This is a genomic window from Nitrospirillum goiasense (assembly GCF_034427435.1).
Lineage (GTDB): Bacteria > Pseudomonadota > Alphaproteobacteria > Azospirillales > Azospirillaceae > Nitrospirillum.
Map to the genome: position 1 here is coordinate 1,567,643 of NZ_JAXQNP010000003.1, position 19,697 is coordinate 1,587,339.

14 protein-coding genes are annotated in these 19,697 nt (G+C 67.1%); 5 read left to right on the forward strand and 9 right to left on the reverse strand.

Annotated elements, in window-relative coordinates:
• Position 1: 1 nt before the first annotated feature.
• Both cyoA and ULB03_RS21155 read right to left on the reverse strand, forming a co-directional pair.
• Positions 2–898 (reverse strand): ubiquinol oxidase subunit II, encoded by an 897-nt coding sequence (cyoA, locus tag ULB03_RS21150; protein ID WP_322485049.1) that lies wholly within the window; start codon positions 896–898, stop codon positions 2–4.
• Between the two features lie 651 nt (positions 899–1,549).
• Complete coding sequence (locus tag ULB03_RS21155) at positions 1,550–2,317, reverse strand: FadR/GntR family transcriptional regulator (protein ID WP_322485050.1); 768 nt, start codon at positions 2,315–2,317, stop codon at positions 1,550–1,552.
• Positions 2,318–2,608: 291 nt separating this feature from the next.
• Between ULB03_RS21155 and ULB03_RS21160 the strand changes: the two genes are divergently transcribed.
• Genes ULB03_RS21160 through ULB03_RS21175 form a run of 4 tightly spaced genes read left to right on the forward strand, consistent with a single transcriptional unit; the run spans position 2,609 to position 8,601 of the window.
• Entirely contained in the window at positions 2,609–3,406 is a 798-nt protein-coding gene (locus ULB03_RS21160) for an SDR family oxidoreductase (protein ID WP_322485051.1), read from the forward strand.
• A 21-nt stretch (positions 3,407–3,427) separates the two neighbouring features.
• On the forward strand, positions 3,428–5,263 hold the full coding sequence (locus ULB03_RS21165) for an acyl-CoA dehydrogenase (RefSeq protein ID WP_322485052.1): 1,836 nt from the start codon (positions 3,428–3,430) through the stop codon (positions 5,261–5,263).
• 29 nt (positions 5,264–5,292) lie between these two features.
• Complete coding sequence (bktB, locus tag ULB03_RS21170; RefSeq protein ID WP_322485053.1) at positions 5,293–6,471, forward strand: beta-ketothiolase BktB; 1,179 nt, start codon at positions 5,293–5,295, stop codon at positions 6,469–6,471.
• A 33-nt stretch (positions 6,472–6,504) separates the two neighbouring features.
• A complete protein-coding gene (locus ULB03_RS21175; RefSeq protein ID WP_322485054.1) occupies positions 6,505–8,601 on the forward strand; it encodes a 3-hydroxyacyl-CoA dehydrogenase NAD-binding domain-containing protein in 2,097 nt (698 codons plus the stop codon).
• A 4-nt stretch (positions 8,602–8,605) separates the two neighbouring features.
• On the opposite strand, the gene ULB03_RS21180 is transcribed toward ULB03_RS21175, so the two are convergent.
• Positions 8,606–8,794, reverse strand: a complete 189-nt coding sequence (locus ULB03_RS21180) for a hypothetical protein (RefSeq protein WP_322485055.1) — start codon at positions 8,792–8,794, stop codon at positions 8,606–8,608.
• A gap of 340 nt (positions 8,795–9,134) precedes the next feature.
• Between ULB03_RS21180 and ULB03_RS21185 the strand changes: the two genes are divergently transcribed.
• Positions 9,135–9,608 (forward strand): hypothetical protein, encoded by a 474-nt coding sequence (locus ULB03_RS21185; protein WP_322485056.1) that lies wholly within the window; start codon positions 9,135–9,137, stop codon positions 9,606–9,608.
• A gap of 46 nt (positions 9,609–9,654) precedes the next feature.
• Here ULB03_RS21185 and ULB03_RS21190 read toward each other — a convergent pair whose 3' ends face one another.
• From ULB03_RS21190 to ULB03_RS21215, 6 genes are all read right to left on the reverse strand, one after another.
• A complete protein-coding gene (locus tag ULB03_RS21190; RefSeq protein ID WP_322485057.1) occupies positions 9,655–11,310 on the reverse strand; it encodes a porin in 1,656 nt (551 codons plus the stop codon).
• Between the two features lie 574 nt (positions 11,311–11,884).
• Entirely contained in the window at positions 11,885–13,246 is a 1,362-nt protein-coding gene (locus tag ULB03_RS21195) for a metallophosphoesterase family protein (protein ID WP_322485058.1), read from the reverse strand.
• Between the two features lie 234 nt (positions 13,247–13,480).
• Positions 13,481–13,972, reverse strand: a complete 492-nt coding sequence (locus ULB03_RS21200) for a nuclear transport factor 2 family protein (RefSeq protein WP_322485059.1) — start codon at positions 13,970–13,972, stop codon at positions 13,481–13,483.
• A gap of 110 nt (positions 13,973–14,082) precedes the next feature.
• Positions 14,083–15,825: a tannase/feruloyl esterase family alpha/beta hydrolase gene (locus ULB03_RS21205; protein WP_322485060.1), complete on the reverse strand. Its 1,743-nt coding sequence runs from the start codon at positions 15,823–15,825 to the stop codon at positions 14,083–14,085.
• 25 nt (positions 15,826–15,850) lie between these two features.
• Positions 15,851–18,040: a TonB-dependent receptor gene (locus ULB03_RS21210; RefSeq protein WP_322485061.1), complete on the reverse strand. Its 2,190-nt coding sequence runs from the start codon at positions 18,038–18,040 to the stop codon at positions 15,851–15,853.
• Between the two features lie 77 nt (positions 18,041–18,117).
• The gene (locus ULB03_RS21215) at positions 18,118–19,599 is read right to left on the reverse strand and encodes a FadR/GntR family transcriptional regulator (RefSeq protein WP_322485062.1); all 1,482 of its coding nucleotides are present in this window, start codon (positions 19,597–19,599) and stop codon (positions 18,118–18,120) included.
• Positions 19,600–19,697: the final 98 nt, after the last annotated feature.

Here is a 19,697-nt window from a genome sequence, read left to right on the forward strand (position 1 = left end):
ATTAACCCCTCGGCTTGGCGGGATTGCACAGCTGCACGTCGCCGCCGGCCACTTCCTTGGCCATCGCCAGGCTGACCGCGGCGTCCATGCAGGTGGAACCGTCCGAGCACTTGTTGAGAATGTCGTGGTAGAGCGTGGGCTCGACCTCGCTGTAGTAGGTCACCGGGTCCTTCTCGCTGGGCTTGGCGAGTTCCCGGTACTTGGCCATCGTCAGCTTGCCGTCGCCGGCGCGCGCCTTTTCCACCCACTGGGCGAAGGCCTCGTCGGTCATGGCGTGGGCCACGAAATGCATGTCGGAGAAGCCGCCGCCGCTGTAGTTGGCGGACAGGCCGTCGAAGTCGCCGGCGGCGTCGGCCACCAGGCTCAGCTTCGTCTCCATGCCGGGCATGGTGTAAATCTGGCTGCCCAGGCGGGGGATGAAGAAGGAGTTCATCACCGTGGCGGAGGTCAGCTTGAAGTGCACCGGCGTGCCGGCGGGGAAGGCCAGCTCATTCACCGAGGCGACGTTCAGGTCGGGGTAGATGAACAGCCACTTCCAGTCCATCGAGACGACCTCGACCTCGACGGCCTTCTTGTCAGACACCAGTTCCCGGCTGGGCTCCAGCGTGTGCGAGGACACCCAGGTGACATAGGCCAGGATGGCGATGATGACGCAGGGGATGCCCCACACCGCCACCTCGATCTTGGACGAGTGATCCCACTCGGGCTTGAAGGTCGCGTTCTTGTTCGAGGCGCGGTAGCGCCAGGCGAACAGGAAGACCATGGCGATGACGGGGATCACGACGACGAGCATCAGGCACGTGGCCAGGATGATGATCGACTTTTCCTCGGCACCAATGGGGCCCGCCGGGTCCAGCAGGGCCATGTCGCAGCCGCTGAGCAGGGGGGCTGCGGCCATGAGTGCCGCCAGGGATTTTGTGCGGCCGCGAAGGTTCCGCAAAATTCTAAGGGTCGCAGTCATTCTGTCCACGTAAAGCCGTGATGGGATCGTCAACTCATAATTCTAATTTTTGGGCGTCTCGCCGGCGGCGCGCCTGGGTTGTGGCGTCGCTTGCGTTCGAAGGCCCGAGATGGCCCCTACGCAAGGCGTACCACTTGGCACCGCCGTGTGAGGTTCCGCACTGCAAAAGAACTAGACCTTCGCCGCGTCATTTATCGAGTTCATTGTGTAGGGGGGATTGGACAATTGGTCCAAGGGCGCGCGGCCACCCTGTCCGCCTACACGCGGGCGCGAGCGGCACATCACGGGCTAATGTATTGTATTGAAACGCCTATTTATGCTTCATTGGGCGAATGGTCGTGCCAGGAACAGGTTTGCCGTCCTGTGACATGCGTACGGCGTAAGCCTGCCGTGTCCCCGCCTCGGGCATCGCGCCGGGTCAAGGGGCGCGAGGGCGGCGTTGATCAGGCGCGTTACCGCTACCGATTCGGAATCTGCGTGCACCACCAACGGTTTATGGTTAGCGGCCTCTTAACGGCCCGAATCATGGTTGAGTTCGCAATTGCTGCGTGTGCGAGGCGGCGCAAGGTCTCGCGGCAGGGTGGTGGATCAGCGGCGGGAGGGGCCAGGCGCCGGCGGGGCGGCTTCCGCCTCCAGGGCGTCGTCCAGATCCAGGCCGGCGGTGTCGTAGCCACGGCGGAAATCCACCATGTGCTTGCGCATCCATTCCCGCGCCACGCCGGCGTCGCCGTCGGCCAGGGCCTCAACGATGCGGCGGTGCGCCTCCACCAAGCGACGGGGGCCAACCTCCGCCGTCTTGGGGTGGCGGAACAATCGTTCCAGGGCGGGATAGAACAGTTGTGTCACCGGTTCCCGCGCCAGCAGCAGGGCGCGGTTGCCCGCCGCCTCCGCCACCAGGATGTGGAAGGCGATGTCCAGCGGGATGACGGAGGCGCCGGCGGCGACCGCCTGCTCCGTCGCCGCCACGTTGGCGCGCAGCTGGGCCAGCCGGCCAGTGTCGATGCGGGTGGCGGCGTGGGCGGCGGCGCTGGGCTCCAGGTCCATGGACACCTCCCACAACTCGCGGAAGGTGACGCGTTGCATCACCATGGCGCGGGACAAGCGCGGCGCCAGGTCGCCGTAATGGGGCTCGGCCACATAAAGGCGGCGCCCCGCCTCCCGCCGCACCAGCCCGCTCTGTTCCAGGATGCGGATGCCCTCGCGCACCGTGTGGCGGGTCACGCCGAACTGGTCGGCCAATTCCGTCTCGGTCGGCAGGATGTCCCCGGCGGCCAGCCGGCCGGCCAGGATCTCCCGCTCTATCGTGTCGCTGACCACCTTATAGGTGGGCAGGATGGCCAGCCGTGCGAACGCCATGCGCCGAATGCCCCTTTGCCCGCAACCCCGTCCAGGACCGAAACTGTCCTGAGCGCCGATGAAAACCCAGGCGGCAGTGCACTGCCGCCCCGTCGCCAGCCGGCCCTTTAGCACAGGCCGGCGCCCGTCGGAATTAGTCTCGCGTTTTCAGCGCGATATTTCAATTGTCCAACAAACGAACAATGACATACAGTTTCGCCGCGCGCCGGTTGCCGAAGGTGCTGGCGCGGGGGAGAACCCGGCGCCGGCAACGCATCCGGAACGCGCCGACGACAGGAGGAAACGCCCATCATGTCCGCTGCCACCAAGACGGATGCCCTGCATCGCCTTTTCGACCTCACGGGCCAGGTCGCCCTGATCACCGGCGGTTCGCGCGGCCTGGGCCTGCAGATCGCCGAGGCCCTGGGCGAGTTCGGTGCCCATCCCGTGCTGGTGGCGCGCAAGACCGATGAACTGGCGTCCGCCGTCGCCCACCTGGCGGGGCAAGGCATCGCCGCCAGCGCCATCCCCGCCGATCTCAGCCGGCAAGAGGCTATGGCCCCGCTGGTGGACAAGGTCATGGCCGATCACGGCCGCATCGACGTGCTGGTCAACAACGCCGGCACCACCTGGGGCGCCCCGGCGCAGGACCACACGCCGGAACAGTGGGCCAAGGTGGTGGACCTGAACCTCAACGCCGTCTTTTTCCTGACCCAGGCGGTGGCGCGGGCCGCCATGCTGCCGCTGAAGCGCGGGCGCATCGTCAACGTCGCCTCCATCGCTGGCCTGCAGGGGCACCACCCGCGCATGATGGGCACGGTCGCGTATGGCACCACCAAGGGCGCCCTGGTCAACATGACCCGCGTGCTGGCGGCGGAGTGGGGGCCCCTCGGCATCACCGTCAATGCCCTGGCGCCCGGCTTCTTCCCGTCCAAGATGACGCGCGGCACCCTGGCCAAGCATGAGGCCGATCTGGTGGACGGCACGCCGCTGGGCAAGCTGGGCAACGACCAGGACCTGAAGGGGGCGGCCCTGCTGTTGGCCTCGCCCGCCGGGGGGCACATCACCGGCCAGATCCTGGCCGTGGACGGCGGCGTCAGCGTCATCTGACCAAGGGAAGGGACGACGACGATGACCACGCCCCCGGTGCGCGCCCGCGATCTTGGCTTCCTGCTGCATGACTGGCTGTCCCTGGAGGGGCTGCTGGCCTACCCGCATTTCCAGGATCATAGTCGCGAAACCGTGGACGCCATGCTGGACATCGCCGGCCGCGTGGCGGCCGACACCTTCCTGCCCCACTACAAGGCGGCGGACCAGCATGAGCCTCATCTGGTGGACGGGCAGGTGCGCATCCTGCCCGCCATCCACCAGGCGCTGGCGGCCTTCGCCGAGATCGGCATGTTCGCCGCCCCCTTCGATGCCGAGGTGGGCGGTTTGCAACTCCCCCACCTGGCCTACAGCGCCGCCATGGCCCAGTTCATGGCCGCCAACGTGGCGACCGCCGCCTATCCCATGCTAACCATGGGCAACGCCGAGCTGCTGGTGCGCTACGCCGGCGCTGCGCTGGTGCAGGCCTGCGCCCTGCCGGAGATCCAGGGCCGCTACTTCGGCACCATGTGCCTGTCCGAACCGCAGGCGGGGTCGTCGCTGGCCGACATCGCCACCCGGGCCGTGCCCGACGGCAGTGATGAGCTGGGGCCGCGCTATCGCCTGTTCGGCAACAAGATGTGGATTTCCGGTGGCGACCAGGACGCCAGCGCCAACATCATCCACCTGGTGCTGGCCAAGGTGCCCGGTCCCGATGGCAAGCTGGTGGCCGGCACCCAGGGTATCAGCCTGTTCGTCGTGCCCAAGGTGCTGGTGGACGGGTCGGCCTTCGCTGGTCAGCGCAACGACGTGGTGGTGGCCGGCCTGAACCATAAGATGGGCTATCGCGGCACCGCCAACTGCCTGCTGAACTTCGGCGAAGGCGCGCACCACCGGCCGGGGGGCGAGGCGGGTGCCGTGGGCTATCGCGTCGGCGGGGTGGGCCAGGGCCTGCCCATCATGTTCCAGATGATGAACAGCGCCCGCATCTCCGTCGGCCTGGGCGCCGCTATGCTGGGCTATCGCGGCTATCGCCTGGCGGTGGAGTATGCGCGCGACCGGCGCCAGGGCCGGCTGCTGGCGGCTCAAAAAGGGGTCGCCCCCATCGCCATCATCGACCATCCCGACGTGCGCCGCCTGTTGTTGGCGCAGAAGGCCTATGCCGAGGGGGCGCTGGCCCTGGTGCTGTACTGCGCCCGCCTGGTGGATGAGGAACGGCATGGCCCGGCCGAGGGGCGGGACGAGGCCGGCAGCCTCCTGGGCCTGTTGACCCCTGTCGCCAAGACCTGGCCGGCGGAATGGGGCCTGGCGGCCAACGACCTGGCCATCCAGGTGCATGGCGGCTACGGCTACACCCGCGACTTCGATGTGGAACAGCTGTACCGCGACAACCGCCTGAACCCCATCCATGAGGGCACGACCGGCATCCAGGGCCTGGATCTCATGGGGCGCAAGACCCTGCGGGACGACGGCGCCTCGCTGGCCATCCTGCGCCGTCGGGTGCAGGCCACGGTGGAGCGGGCCCGGCCGCTGCCCGCCCTGACCGATTTCGCCCATGCGCTGGAGGTGACCTGGGCCCGCATCGGCGCCCTGGTGGGCCACTTGAAGGCCACCGGCGACGATGCCGCCAGCCTGGCGCAGGCCACGCCCTTCCTGTCCGCCTTCGGCCATGCCGTGGTGGCCTGGCAGTGGCTGGACCAGGCGGTGGTGGCCGGCACCCTGGACGTGGCACCCGACGCGGAGGAGGCCGCCTTCCGTGCCGGCAAGCTGGCCGCCTGCCGCTTCTTCTTTGAGACCGAGGTGCCGCGCATCGATGTCTGGCTGGGCATCGTCGGCCGGCGCAGCGACCTGACCCAAACCCTAGATCCCGCGCTCTTCTGAGCCGCCTCCCCGCAGACAGGACCAGCACCATGACCGAGGTCTACATCGTTTCCGGCGTGCGCACCGCCATCGGCGATTTCGGCGGCGCGTTGAAGGACCTGACGCCGGGTGACTTGGCGGCCAAGGTCGCCCGCGCGGCGCTGGACCGCGCCGGCGTCGCCCATGACGCCGTGGGCCATGTCGTCTTCGGCCAAGTCATCCCGACGGAGCCGCGCGACGCCTACCTCGCTCGCGTGGCCGGCATCGGCGCCGGAGTGCCGGTCGAGGTGCCGGCCCTGACCGTCAACCGGCTCTGTGGTTCCGGCCTGCAGGCGGTAGTGTCGGCGGCGCAGGGCATCCTGCTGGGCGATTGCGACGTGGCGGTGGCCGGCGGCGCGGAAAGCATGAGCCGCGCGCCCTATCTGCTGCCCGACGCCCGCTGGGGCAGCAAGATGGGCGACGCCCGGGTGGTGGACGCGCTGAACGGCACCCTGTCCGACCCCTTCGACCGCAGCCTGATGGGCGTCACGGCGGAAAACGTGGCGGAGCGGTACGGCATCGGCCGGGATGAGCAGGATGCCCTGGCGCTGGAAAGTCATCGGCGGGCCGCCCGGGCCCAGGCGGAGGGGCGCTTCACCGAGCAGATCCTGCCCGTCGAGGTGACGGTGAAGCGCCAGACGGTGTCCTTCGCCACCGATGAACATGTGCGCCCGGACATAACGCCCGGGGACCTGGCCAAGCTGCGCACCGTGTTCCGCAAGGATGGCACGGTCACCGCCGGCAACGCGTCCGGCATCAATGACGGTGCCGCCGCCGTGGTGCTGGCGTCGGGGGAGGCGGTGCGGCGCTTGGGCCTGACGCCGCTGGCCCGGCTGGTGGGCTACGCCCACGCCGGTGTCGAGCCGGCTTTCATGGGACTGGGGCCCATCCCGGCGACGCGCCGCCTGCTGGCCCGCACCGGCCTGTCGGTGGCCGATCTGGCGGTCATCGAGTCCAACGAGGCGTTCGCCGCGCAGGCCTGCGCCGTGGCGCGGGAGCTGGGCTTCGACCCTGACAAAGTGAACCCGAACGGCAGCGGCATTTCCCTGGGCCATCCGGTGGGCGCCACCGGCGCCATCAACCTGGTGAAGGCGGTCTATGAACTGCGCCGTATCAGCGGGGGCCGTGCCCTGGTTACCATGTGCATCGGCGGCGGACAGGGGATCGCCGCCCTGATCGAGTCCGTCTGAGTCATTCCCCCGGGATCCAAGGAGCGTCATGCCATGCCGGTGCAGATCGACATCAGGGACGGCGTCGCCGTCCTCACCCTGAACCGACCGCCCGTCAACAGCTTCGACCTGGCGCTGCGCCGTGACCTGCGCGCGGCGCTGGCCATGGTCATGACCCGGCCGGACGTGGACGCCGTGGTGCTGACCGGCGGCACCCGCCACTTCTCGGCGGGCGCGGACATCGAGGAATTCGCCGCCGGCACGCGGGGCGGAGCCACGGCCGTGCCCACCCTGCCCGACGTGATCATCGACCTGGACCAGGCGGCCAAGCCGGTGGTGGCCGCCATCGCCGGCACCTGCCTGGGCGGCGGGCTGGAGGTGGCCTTGGGCTGCCATCACCGCGTGGTCGCGGCCAACGCCAGCCTGGGCCTGCCCGAGGTGAAGCTGGGCATCCTGCCGGGCGCCGGCGGCACCCAGCGCCTGCCGCGCGCCATCGGGGTGAAGGCGGCTCTGGACATGATCCTGTCCGGCACGCCGGTGAATGCGCCCACGGCGGCTCGGCTGGGCCTGGCCACGCTGTCCGAGGGCGACCTGATCGAGGACGCCGTCGCCGTGGCTCGGCAAGCGGCGCGCGACGGCGCCAAGCCGCGCCTGTCCTTGCGCCGGGCCGAGTTGCCGGCGGAGGCCGGCGCCGACTGGTTCCAGCGCCAGGCCGATGGTCTGAAGCGTCCGTTGCCCGCCCCGCTGGCCTGCATCGAGGCGGTGCGGGCGGCGGTGGAGCTGCCTTTCAACCAGGGCCTGCAGCGGGAATTCGCCCTGTTCCGTGACCTGGTGGTGACGCCGGAATCCAAGGCGCTGCAGTACGCCTTTTTCGCGGAACGCCGCGCCGCCCGCATCGATGGCCTGGCCCCGGATGTCCAGCCCCGCGGCGTGCAGCGCGTGGCCGTGATCGGTGCTGGCACCATGGGGGCGGGCATCGCCACCGTGGCGGCCAACGCCGGGCTGGAGGTCATCCTGCTGGACCGGGACGAGGCCTCGGTGCGCAAGGGCTTGGCCGGCATCACCAAGGGCTATGACGCCGCCCTGGCCAAGGGCCGGCTGGACGAGGCGGAGCGGGAGCGCCGCCTGGGCCGCCTGCATACCGCCACCGATCTGGCCGCCGCCGCGGCCGTCGACCTGGTGATCGAGGCGGCGTTCGAGGACATGGGCGTCAAGCAGGACATTTTCCGCACCCTGGACAAGGTCTGTGGGCCGGACGCCATTCTGGCCAGCAACACCTCCACCCTGGACCTGGATGCCATCGCCGCCGTCACCAGCCGGCCGGGGCAGGTGGTGGGCCTGCACTTTTTCAGCCCGGCGCCGGTGATGCGCCTGCTGGAGGTGGTGCGGGGGGCCGAGACGGCGCCCGAGGTGCTGGCCACGGCCATGGCGCTGGCGCGCAAGCTGGGCAAGGTCGGCGTGGTCGCCGGCGTCTGCAACGGCTTCATCGGCAACCGCATGGTGGAGGAATACCTGCGCCAGGCCTATTTCCTGGTGGATGAGGGGGTGTTGCCCTGGCATGTCGATGGCGCGCTGGAGCGCTGGGGCATGGCCATGGGGCCCTTCGCCATGATGGATCTGGCGGGCAACGACATCGGCCGGGCCATCCGTGCCGGGCGCCAGGCGGCGGGGGATGAACGGCCCTATTCCACCTTCCCCGACAAGATCTGCGCCCTGGGCCGCTATGGCCAGAAGACGGGCAAGGGCTATTACCAATACGATCCCGCCACCCGGGCACGGGAAACCGATCCGGAGGTTGACGCCCTGGCCCAGGCCCATGCCAAGGAGGTGGCCCAGGAACATGGCCTCACCCCCCGCGTCATCGGGGATGAGGAGATCGTGGCCCGCTGCCTGCTGGCGCTGGCCAATGAGGGGGCGGCGCTGTTGGGCGAGGGGATCGCCCAGCGGGCGTCCGACATCGACGTCGTCTACCTCAACGGCTATGGCTTCCCGGCCCACAAGGGCGGGCCCATGTACCATGCCGACAGCCTGGGGCTGGAGAACGTGCTGCGCCTGATGGAAGGTTTCCTGGATGGTTACCAGGGGCAGTTCTGGCGGCCGGCCCCGCTGCTGTGGGAAAAGGCCAGCGCCGGCCGGCGGCTGACGGCCTGACGGGTCAGGACAGGGGGGCGGGGCAGTCGCCGTCGGCGACGTCCGTCCCCTCGGCCCTCAGGGCGTCCGGTGCCAAGCGCTGGTCCAGCGTCTGCTTCAAGGCCAGCAGCATGGACCAGCCCAACTGTCCCTGGGACAGGTTGTAGGCGCTCATCAGCCCCGACAGGCTGCCCAATAATACGGTGCTTTCCATAGTGCCGGGCACCTCATGTTGATCGTTCGCGGAACGGTTCTCGTCCGGTGATACGGCGGGAATGAGGCGTCCCGTCGGTGGCCCATGGCTTGGATGGCCCGCGTGGAAACGATCCGCTCGGGTCGAAACGCAAATAACATCAGATGATTAGATGGATTCCCGGCGGGGCCGTCCCGCCTGGGGCGTGTCCCGGGGTGCGCGGTTTTGGCGCGGACGCCGCCGTGGACACGCCGCCATCGCGCCCCATTTAGGCTCCAATCCGCCCCGACCGTGGGTGGGCGAATGACAGGCGGACCCCACCAGGGGTTAACCGCCGTTTGGAAGGAAGGAGCACTATATCATGAAGCACGTGAAAGCCCTGGGCGCCGCCCTGGTCCTGATGGCCGCCTCGGCCTGCGCCACCGTTCCCGGTCCAGCGCATGCGCAGCCGGCCCACCCCGCCTATCTGCACGCCCTGTCGGACCTGCGCCTGGCCCGCGCCCTGCTGGACCGCCCGGCGGAATACAACGTGGTGCGCGACCAGTTCTTCGCCATCGATCACGTGAACGGCGCCATTGGCGAAATCCGCCATGCCAGCTACGACGATGGCAAGGACCCCAACTGGAACCCGCCCATCGACGCCAACATCAATCACCGCGGACGCCTGAGCAAGGCGCGGGACCTGATCGCCTCCGCCGAGCGCGACCTGCGGTCGGAGGAAGACAATCCGAACGCCGCGGGCTGGCGCAATGCCGCCTTCCATCATCTGGAAGAGGCGCGCCACGCCGTGGAACACGCCATCATGGACAAGCGGATCGATGAGGACCGCTACTGAGGTGCCGGTCAGCGGGCGGCGGCCTCCGCCGCCCGCGTCAAAAGCGTCAGAAGTTGAATCGCACCCCCGTCGTGGGGGAGACGTTGTCGGTGTGCAGGTAGCCGGCCGCCAAGCCGCCCGCGACCTCGGAGTACATGACGCCCAGATAGGCGTCGAAGCGGCGGGCGAAGCGGTAATCCGCCACCAGGGAATAGGCGTTGAGCGTGCCCGAGCAGGTGGCGGCGCTGGCGTCGGCGCAGCTCTTGGCCCCGTAGCTGTTCTGGCCGTAGTGGTAGTAGGCCGCCGACACATCCACCTTGGGGGTGACGGCGTAGCGGGCGCCGGTCCAGGCGACCTGGACGATCTTGTCGTGGACGAAGGCGCTGTTGTTCACGAAGGCCAGGGTATAGCCGCCAATGTCGGTCGCCCCGGCGCGCAGGGGCACCGACGGGTTGGCGAAGTCGATGTATTCATATCCCGCAAACAGCTTCCACTGTGGGGCCAGCGTGTAGGATCCCATCAGCGCGTACGAGGTGTTGTCGGAAATGGTCGCCGCCAGCGAGTTGCCGGGGTTGTAGCCCAGCGCCGTCGCCTGCGTCATCTGGGCCGCGGTCAGGTTGCCGGCCGACACCATGTCCTGCTTGTGCGCGTAGGTGGCGTCGACGGACAGGCCGCCGATATCGGTGCCCGCGTCCAGTTGCAGGGCGTTGCCGTGCATACCGCCATTATCCTCGCCGAACTGGTACAGCGCGCCGACCCGCAGGGGGCCGAACTGGTTCGTGTACTTGACGGTATTGTCGAGACGGAAATCCTCCGTGCTGCCCCCGCCGCCCGTCAGGCCGGAAAAGCCGATGACGGAGAAGGCGTACGAGGCCTGCTGCGGGTCATAGGTGAAGATGTTGTCGGCCAGGAGGGTGTTCTGGCGGCCAACGGTCACGGTGCCCCACTCCCGGGAACTGACCCCCACATAGGCGGCGCGGTTGAAGGCCTGGCCGGCGTGGCTGGAATCGCCGTTCGCGGTTTGCTTGGTCAGCGCCAGGCCGTTGTTGGCGGCCATGGAACGCGGCCCGTCGGCCAACTGGCCGGACTGGGGGTTGAAGCCTGTCTCGACCTTGAACAGGGCTGACCAGCCATCGGCGAATTCCTCCTCCCCACGCAAGCCCACCTTGGATTGGCTGAGGCCGTTGGGGGCCAGCGAGGCGATGCCCTTGTTGCCGTTCTTGCTGACCAGATAGTCCAGCCCTGGCGGATAATAGGGGCTGAGCGGCGCGCCATGGGACTGGTATGAGAAGCCCATGTCCACGGCGCCGTACAGCGTGATGCCGTAGAAGGTCAGACTGCCGTCCTTGGGCAGCTTGGGGTGGGCGGCGTCATCCGCCACCTTCTGGGCGGCCTGCGCCGCCGACTGCGCGGCCTGCGCCTGCTGGGCGGCCTGTGCCGCCGTCTGGGTGCTGGCGGCCGTTTGCCCCGCTGTCTGGGTCTGCTGGGCCTCCAGCGTGTTCAGGCGATCCTGCATCGCTTGCATGGCCTTGGCCTGCGCGGCCATCTGGGCCTGCGCTTCCTGCATCTGCTGGCGCAGCTTGTGCAGTTCGTCGGCGTCGCTGGCGCGCGCGCCGGTGGGGGCCAGCGCCACCAAGGCGCAAATGGCCGTCATGCCCAGCAGTTGTGCGCGCACGCGCGCAGGCTGGCGCGCCGCCGGCGCACCCGTCTTCGTCAAGGTCACGAAAGACCCCTCCCTCATGTTGATTTTATTGAGCGCGAAATGGGCTTTTCGCGGCCATCAGTTTGTAAAGGCCAAATAAAGGCGGGCAGTTGAAAATGAACGCCCTATTTTTGGGCGGTTTCTATTTGATCAGGTGTCTGATCTTGCCGTTTTTCCGGTGCCATCATCATTTCTGATGGATTGATTAGATGGCATGATCGGCCGCCTGAGAAATTAAATAGCGCTTCATGAATCTAAAAATAGTTTTAGTCGCAGCGTTTCTGTCGACGATCCGCAGCGCCGCATTTTTATGGTGGCCACGGGGTACCGCTTGAGCGAAGGGACGTGCGCAAGTCGTGTGTAGCGGTCATGCGAAAGCCCGGGGCGTTGGGGAACGCCCCGGGCTTTTCAATAAAGGCGCGATGGACGCGCGCCTCTTGGCGGGTCACGCCCGCCGACCATGGCCGGGATCAGGACCCGGCCTGTATCGTCGTGCCGTAGAAATTGATGGTGGTTCCACTGCCTGCGGCGACCGTCCCAGTATAGAGGGAGGGGAGGCTGTTGTAAGAAGCGTAGGGTTTGGCGGAAGCGCCACTTATCGGCGGGGGGAACTCGGGTAGGCGGGATTCTTGAAGTTCAAGGTGCCGCCACCGCTAACAGTGATGTCTCCCGGCCCGAAGAGGTTAAGGGACAAGGTTGATGTGCTATCATCGGTCTGGATGGTTGTGGTCCCTTGCGTGACCAAGCCGATACAGGACGTGGCGGTGATGTCGGACACGGTCAGGGTCGTATTCGGCTTCACGATCATGACACTGTCAAAAAGTGTCCAAGTCGTAGAGACGGTCGTGCCCAAGCAATTGGCCGGGTCCTGCGCCCCGTAGAACTGGATGGACAGGGTGGACGCGGTCGCCGTCGCAAGTTGATAGCCGTAGTAACCGGATACCTGAACGGGACTGACCGGCGGCGGCTGCATGTTAGGATTCGTTTGCGACAAGAACTGCGCGAATGATTCCGGCGAGCCACCCGCTCCGTTGACGATGTAGGTTGTCACACCGCCGGATGCATCGACGCCTTGCAGTCGCTCGTACGAATGCACATGACCTGCCAAGACCAGATCCACGGTTTTACCCACGGAGTTCGCCACCAAGTCGACGAGTTGGAAATATCGAGTGGGATAATGGCCGCCTTTGCTGGGGTCCGAGGTGGTGTACGGGGGCTGGTGCATGGCCACGATTTTCCAGGTCGCGGTGGAGTTTGTGAGAGCGTTCTTGAACCAGGTGATCTGAGGCGATGAAAGGTTCGGCTCCGGAGCGCAGGATTGGAGAGCCGCCATGTTCAAGGTGCCGAGTGCCACCTCGTTCGGGTCATTGCTGAGTACGAAAAGCTCGATAAGACCACCAGCAAACGTCTGGGAATAATAACGGATGCATGCGCTTTCGCCGTCGCTGCCATCACCGGGCGCGCCGACCGGCAAGCCTAAGCCGGCGAAGTAGCTCTGATAATTGTCTGTTGGCTCTCCGGATGACCCTGGCGCGGACATTTCATAGATGCTCACGGTGGTATTGGTTACTGTATTGTTATACTCGCCGCGCTGTTGCTGTTTCCACCAGTCGTGATCCCCGATAACGGGGAATAGTTGCATGCTGGTTCCTACATTCGATCCAACATACGCGCTGGGAACGTTGGTGTAGTCAATATAGGCTCCGTAGGGTATGCCAACCGCCGCATTATATTCGGCGGGGGTCGCGGGTTTAGTTTCATCGCCGGATGACCATGGTTGGTAAATCTGGTCGCCTAAGGAAATAATGAAGCCCCCGTCACCGGCCGGCATTGCTGATGCCACAGCCTGCGCCACACCCAACGCCGCGGTTGCGCTGACCGTGTCCGTGGCGTTATGGCAATCGACCCCGCCAGATCCAAAATCACCAACGATAACGAAGGTCTGAGAGCTGGACATGATGCGCCACCTTCTGTTCGAGTTCTATCTAGCGATAGATGTTCTCTTAGAGGGTGTATCGGCGTGTCGTTTGCGGTCAATGGCATCAAAAATGATCTATTGTGACGCTTACAATTCAATTCTGAGATGTAGTCGCTGAACGACTTCCAACACAGACGGCCCCTCCCCATGGGGGGCCGTCTCGGGATCTCGTGGCGTCGAAGGTAAGGCCTGTCCTACGTCAAGGGCCCGCCGTCAGGGGCCGGGGGGCATATCCTTGCTGGCGGGGTCCCAATGCTCGTCCGCCTTTCCGTCCTTGAAGCGCCACATGTCGAACCAGGTGGTGGTGTAGGTCTTGGACGGGTCCTTGGGGTCCTTCAGGACGCGCGGGAAGACCACCGTCACCAGGTCGCCTTCCGCCAGGACGGCCACCACCGGTGTCGCCATCTTCTCCGGCACCGGCTTGGGGGTGCGCTTCAGCACCTTGGTGAAGAAGGTGACGACATTGTCGCGCCCCGACGCGACCAGGGGATTATGCTGGTGATACTCCGCCGTCAGCCAGCGGTCCGCCTCGTTCCAGCGGTCGGCCTCCAGCAGGTCCTTCACGATGTGATAGGCGGCCTGCTTGTTGCGGTTCAGCACCGGATCGGGGCTGGTGAACAGCGCGTCCGGGTCCTGGGCGGGCAGCACGGCCTCCTGCGCGCCGGCCCCCCTTGGGCCCCACGCCAGGGCGGTGGCGATCATCATGCACAGTAAAGGCGCCTTCATGCGCATCGCGCGTCGTGTCCTTTCATCAGGAAAACGCCCCCGCCCGGATGGGCGAGGGCGTCCGGTATCAGGTTTATCAGGGGCAAATTTTATAACTGGCACTCGAAGCTGTCGGCGCTGTTCAGGTCGCCCTTACCATTGTACCGCGCCACCTTGGGATAGGGGCATAGGGGGCGGGTGCGACCGGGCCAGGGGGTGTCCGGCCCGGCACTGGCCAGGATGCGATCCGGCGCCTGGCCCTGTTCCACCCAGCGGACCAGCGCGCTGAAGGCGTCATAATGGCTGGTGGACGGGCCACCGGTGCAGTGGTTCATGCCGGGCACCGGGAAGACGCGGACGAAGGCGGCGGCCTTGCCCCCCTCGCGCGCGTCAACCTCCCGCCACCAGGCCAGCGTGTCGTTGATGGAAAAGACGGGATCGGAGGCGCCGTGTGGCACCATCAGCTTGGCCCCCCGCGCCTTGAGCCCCGACAGATCCGCTGAGCGCGCCGACACGTCCTGCCAGGCGGAGCGGGGGAAGGTGGCATTGGTGGCCGTCAACTGCGCCGCCACCTGGTCGATGTCCAGGGACAACTGCCACCGCAGCAAGGCCTGCGGATCCGGGGGCAGGGGCGTGGGCGGGGTGGTGAAGACGGACGCCAGCGAGGCGCCGCCCAGGGCCACGTTCAGGCTGGGCACCTTGTCGGCCAGGCCCAGCTTCCAAATGCGCCAGCCCGGCGCGGCCACGCCGGCATCCCAGGGCCAGTCGCTGTAGATGGCCTGGCCGGCCTTGGTGCGGGGCCCGCCATAGGACCGCGTGATCGCCGCGACCTGCTCCCCGCTCAGGCAGCCATCGGCCTTGGCGCCGGCGCAGGTGCGGGCCTTCAGGGCCGGCGCCACCTTGGCGGCGGTGCACTGGGCGAAGGTGCCGACGATGCCGTCCTTGGCGCCGTCATCCGCGTCGCACGCCTCCAGGATGGCGTCCCGCACCAGGCCCAGGTCGGCGTCGCTGAAGGCGGCGGACAGGTGGGCGAAGCTGGGTTGCCCGTCCGGCCCCTTGGCCAGCGGCGCGAAGGACTGCACGTCCCAGGCCTGGGACAGCGCGGCGCGCGGCAGGGCGAAGCCGGGCGCGCTGGCCAGGATGCCGTCGAACTCCTCCGGATGTTGCTGGGCGAAGACCATGCCTTCCTCGCCCCCCTTGGAACAGCCGACGAAATAGGACCGCCGGGGCGCGTTGCCGTAGAAGGCGGCCACCAAGGCCTTGGCGGCGTCGGCCACGGGTTTCAGCGAAGCGTTGCCATAGTCGGCCCGCGCCTGGGGGTCGAAACCGAAGGCGGCGGTGCCGCCATGGGTCGGGTCCATGTTGCGCTGGTTGTCATGCCCCGAATCCTGGCTGACGACGGCATAGCCCTGCACCAGGGCCGGCGGGGTGTCCTGCCCGGTGGGGCCGATGGCATTGCCCACCTCGCCATTGGTGCCGCCGCCACCCTGGAAGAAGAAGCCCTGGTTCCAGGCGGCGGGCAAGCGGACATGGAAGCGGATGGCATAGGCCTGGCCGTCCACGCCCGTGCGCTCATGCAGGATGCCATAGACCTCGCAATGTTCCGGCAGTTGCAGGGGGATGCCGGGGGCGCCCGGCATCATAGGGGGCAGGGTGATGGGCCCCGCCGGCTGCGGCGTGACCGAGACGATATGAGTGCTGGCATCCGGCCAATGGCCCGCCATGGTCTTTTCAAGCGCCAGGCAGCGGCCTTGGAGATCGGCGTCGGCGGCCTGCGCGCCTGTGGTGGGCACCAGGGCCAGCAGGCTGGCGCTGGCGGCCAGGCCCAGGATGACGCGGGAACGGGATGGCATGGGGATTTCCCTCTCTTGGCGGGGGTCAGAACTCGACATGCACGCGCAGGCCGTATTCCCGGGGCGCGCCATAGAACTCGTTATTGCCGAACTGGCCGGTGACGTACTTCCGGTCCGTCAGATTGGTGGCGTAGGCCTCCACCGTCCAGTCGCCCGTCCGCAGCGTCACCAGCGCCGACAGCAGGGTGCGGCCAGCCAGATAGTCGGTCACGCGGGAATAGAGGATGTCGGTGTAGCTGGGGCCCACATAGGCGAGGTTCAGGCGCGGCGTCAGCGTCATGCCGCGCGGCAGGTCGAAAGTGTAATCCACGCCGGCGTTGCCGGTCCATTTGGGCGAGAACAGGTTGGGCCCGCCACCGCCGGTGCGCAGGTAGGAGGTATAATCGAAGCAGGTGGGGGGATTGCTGGCGGTCCCGGCCGGGCATTGCGGCCCCAGGGTGCCGGACGGCAGCAGGCGCAGGTCCACCACGGTGACGGACCCCAACTGGCTGTCGACATAGGCGAAGCCGGCATCGGCGCCGAAGCCGCCGTACTTGGCCTGCACCTGACCCTCGATGCCCTTGATCGTGGCGTTGGACAGGTTGGTCACGCCGTTCTGGCCGTTGGTGAGGTCGATGCGGCCGAACTGGAAGCCCTTGTAGTCGTTATAGAAGGCGCCCAACTGGGTGCGCAGGTGGCCATCCAGCAGGGTGGACTTCCAGCCGATTTCATAATCCCACACCGTCTCCGGGCTGAATTGGGAGGTGGAGGAGTTGTAGCCGCCCGGTTTGTAGCCACGCGCGGCGAAGGCGTAGATCAGGGTGTCGGCATCCGGCTTCCAGTTCAGCGCCACCTTGCCCGTGGGCATGCTGTCATCATGCCGGCCGGCGGTATCGGCCACCTTCAGGCCGTTGGCCGGGAATCCCGGAATGCCCCGGCCTATGTAAACGCCGCCGTCGCCGGTGACATGGAACCAGCTTTCCCGCGCGCCCACCTGCAGTTCCAGGTCCGGCGTGATCTTGTAGCCGCCCTGGGCGAACACGCCGGTGGTCAGCTTGTTGTTCTTGGTTCCGATATTCGTGGGGAAGCCGGCATCCTGGTTCAGGATGTCCACGTCGATCTTGTTGCGCTGGTAATAGCCGCCGACGATCCAGTTGAAGGGCCCATCGGTGGGGGAGAGGATGTTGACCTCCTCCGTCCATTCCCGTTCGCGCACATACTGCTGCTCGGTCTGGGTCGCGGCCTCGGTGGCGTCGCTGTCGTACAGGTTGTTGATGCGCTTGTTCTGGAAGCCGCTCAACGACCGCACGGTGATGCCGTCCTCGAACTCATAGCGCAGTTCCAGGCTGTTGATGATGGCCCGTTCCGAATTCATTGTCGGGGCGTTGTAATCCAGGTTGCGGATGCCGGGAACGGCGTCATCGGCGTATTGGGTGCCCGGGACGGGGCGGTAGGCGTAGCCGCCGGTGTTCTTGTTGGCCGCCTCCACCTTCAGCAGCGCCTGGAAGGCGCCGGGACGCCACAGCACGCCCAATCGCCCATCGGTCTCGTTCAGGCCGCCGGGCTGGTTGTGATAGGGGCCGACGTCATCGTAGTAGCTGTCGTGCTCGCGATGGTTGGCGGCTACGCGGATCGCCAGAGTGTCCGTCACGGGAATGTTGATGGCGCCTTGCGTCGCCACGGTGCCGTAGTTGCCATAGGCCAGCTCGCCATATCCCTCGACCCGGTCCAACTCGGGGCTCTTGCTGGTGATGAACATGGCGCCGCCGGTGGAGTTGGACCCGACCAGCGTACCCTGGGGGCCGCGCAACACCTCGACATTGGCGATGTCGTAAAAGCTGTTGGTGGTGACGATGGGGGGCTGGAACAGGCCGTCGACATAGGTGGCGACGCCGTTGGCCACCTGGGGGGAGCCGCTGGCCAGGCCGATGCCGCGGATGTTGACCGACTGGGTCAGGCCCGCGTCGGACACCGTCAGGGCGGGGGAGGCGAACTGCAGGTCAGACAGGCGGGTGACCGCCTTTTCCGCCAGCTGGTCGCCATTGATGGCGGTGGCGGAAATGGCGACGTTCTGCAGGTTCTCCGTCCGGCGCTCGGCCGTCACCACGACTTCCTGCAGCGTGTCGGTCGCCGACTGGGCCAGCGCCTGCGACGTCAGGCAAAGAACGGCCGCCGACCCCAACAGCGCCGCCGATTTCCGGTGCGCCAATTTCCGGTGCAAAGTGAAATTCACCATCCTAGAGCCTCCCTTGAATTTTATTGGGCTTCCCCTTCCGGGGCGCCTTGGGACCAGTGTAGGAGGGGGGGCGACGGCTAAATAGAGCCCACAATGCGCCGGTTGCCCGCCCCCATGACTTCCGCTTGGATCCGCCGGCAGGTCGCGGCGGTGATGTCCTGTCCTTGCCGGGCAGTGGCCGGGTCGCCGACCAACACGCCACGGATGATCATCTGCCCAGCCCGCATCAGCTCGGCAGTCGGGTCCTGCCGCAGCGACACGCGCGTGTCCCGGGCGTAGACGCGGGTCTTATGGCCGGCGATGCAGCGGATCAGGGTATGCAGCACCCCGTTGCCGACGATGTCGTAGATGCCCCGCATCATCTCCAGGTACAGCAGCAGGTTCGACGGCCTGCTGGGTGTCTGTTCCATGCCATCGGCGATGGATTGAAGGGTGCGCAGGTGGCCGCCGGGCCCCCGGGTCGCCGCCTGTTCGATGACGGCGGCGTTGAGCGTGTCCGTGAAGTCGTCGCACTGCAGCCGGTCCAGCCCCGCCGCCGCCAGGAAGCCGTGGACCATGCGCATGATGCAGGCGGGGGAGGGGACGGACAGCACGACGCCGCCGCCCCGGCCGCGCCGGCTTTCCACCACGCCCAGATCCTCCAGGATGCGCACGGCCTCCACCATCACCGCCAGGCTGGCGTCATACCGCTGCGCCAGGTCGGGCAGCGACCCCAGGCGATCATGGTCGCGGCACCGCTCATGCCGGACATCGGCGCCGATGCGCCGCGCCACGGCGGTGGCCAGGTTGCGGTGCGGATCGTTGCCGTTGACCGCCTGCCGCGGCTCCTGACGTGGCCAGTCCAGGCCATGGATGCGGAAATAATCGGCCTCGCGCGCGTCCAGGTCCGCCAGCGCCAGGCGGGCGGCTTCCTCCTCCTCGCCCCGCTCCACCGCGGCGCGCAGGTCGGGGCGCAGGGGTGTGACCGTCTCGCACAGGCCCCCGGGAAATTGCTCCAGGCTGTCCAGGGCCAGGGCGAAGCAGGGATTGCCCACTAGGCTGCCCAGCGGCAGGCGGCCGGTGTCCAGCGGCAGGTCCATGTGCCGACGATTGATCGCCGCGCGGCGCAGGGCCATCGGTTCGATCAGGCGGCGCGCCACCCAGACCTCCGTCGGGGTGGCGCCGGTCCAGCGCATGTGGCTGGCCAGCGCCCGCGCGGCTTCCGCGCGCTGGGGCTTTTGCACCACCAGCCCGCCTGAGGGCCCCCGGCGCATGCGGCAGGCGCCCCGGATCTCCAATATGCGGAAGGCCTGGCGGACCAGGCGCACGCTGACGCCGAAGTTGCTGGCCAGCATGCTTTCCGGACCGCAGACGGCGTTGACCGGCCAGTCCTCTTCCACCAGGGCATCCTCGATGGCGGCGGCGGTGATGGCGCCAAGCCCGCCCTCGTCCTCCATCTCAGTGGCGATCAGGGCGTAGTTGGCCGTCTTCATCCAGGCGGCCGTCCGATCCTTGGCGGGATTGAGCGCCAGGATGGGGCTGGTGGCCGGCTGCGCCGTGCGGGGGTACAGCTGTCCCAATGTCGTTTCTCCCCGTGCCGATCTCTCGCGGACCGTACTGGATAAACACTGTTATAAAGAATAACTGTTGTCAATCTGCATTCAGTAGGCTTTCCGGC

Excerpts from the sequence above, each read along its gene's own strand:
- cyoA (WP_322485049.1), bottom strand. The coding sequence starts at position 898 with ATGGCCGCAGCCCCCCTGCTCAGCGGCTGCGACATGGCCCTGCTGGAC.
- ULB03_RS21155 (WP_322485050.1), bottom strand. The coding sequence starts at position 2,317 with ATGGCGTTCGCACGGCTGGCCATCCTGCCCACCTATAAGGTGGTCAGC.
- ULB03_RS21160 (WP_322485051.1), top strand. The coding sequence starts at position 2,609 with ATGTCCGCTGCCACCAAGACGGATGCCCTGCATCGCCTTTTCGACCTC.
- ULB03_RS21165 (WP_322485052.1), top strand. The coding sequence starts at position 3,428 with ATGACCACGCCCCCGGTGCGCGCCCGCGATCTTGGCTTCCTGCTGCAT.
- bktB (WP_322485053.1), top strand. The coding sequence starts at position 5,293 with ATGACCGAGGTCTACATCGTTTCCGGCGTGCGCACCGCCATCGGCGAT.
- ULB03_RS21175 (WP_322485054.1), top strand. The coding sequence starts at position 6,505 with ATGCCGGTGCAGATCGACATCAGGGACGGCGTCGCCGTCCTCACCCTG.
- ULB03_RS21180 (WP_322485055.1), bottom strand. The coding sequence starts at position 8,794 with ATGGAAAGCACCGTATTATTGGGCAGCCTGTCGGGGCTGATGAGCGCC.
- ULB03_RS21185 (WP_322485056.1), top strand. The coding sequence starts at position 9,135 with ATGAAGCACGTGAAAGCCCTGGGCGCCGCCCTGGTCCTGATGGCCGCC.
- ULB03_RS21195 (WP_322485058.1), bottom strand. The coding sequence starts at position 13,246 with ATGTCCAGCTCTCAGACCTTCGTTATCGTTGGTGATTTTGGATCTGGC.
- ULB03_RS21200 (WP_322485059.1), bottom strand. The coding sequence starts at position 13,972 with ATGATGATCGCCACCGCCCTGGCGTGGGGCCCAAGGGGGGCCGGCGCG.
- ULB03_RS21205 (WP_322485060.1), bottom strand. The coding sequence starts at position 15,825 with ATGCCATCCCGTTCCCGCGTCATCCTGGGCCTGGCCGCCAGCGCCAGC.
- ULB03_RS21210 (WP_322485061.1), bottom strand. The coding sequence starts at position 18,040 with ATGGTGAATTTCACTTTGCACCGGAAATTGGCGCACCGGAAATCGGCG.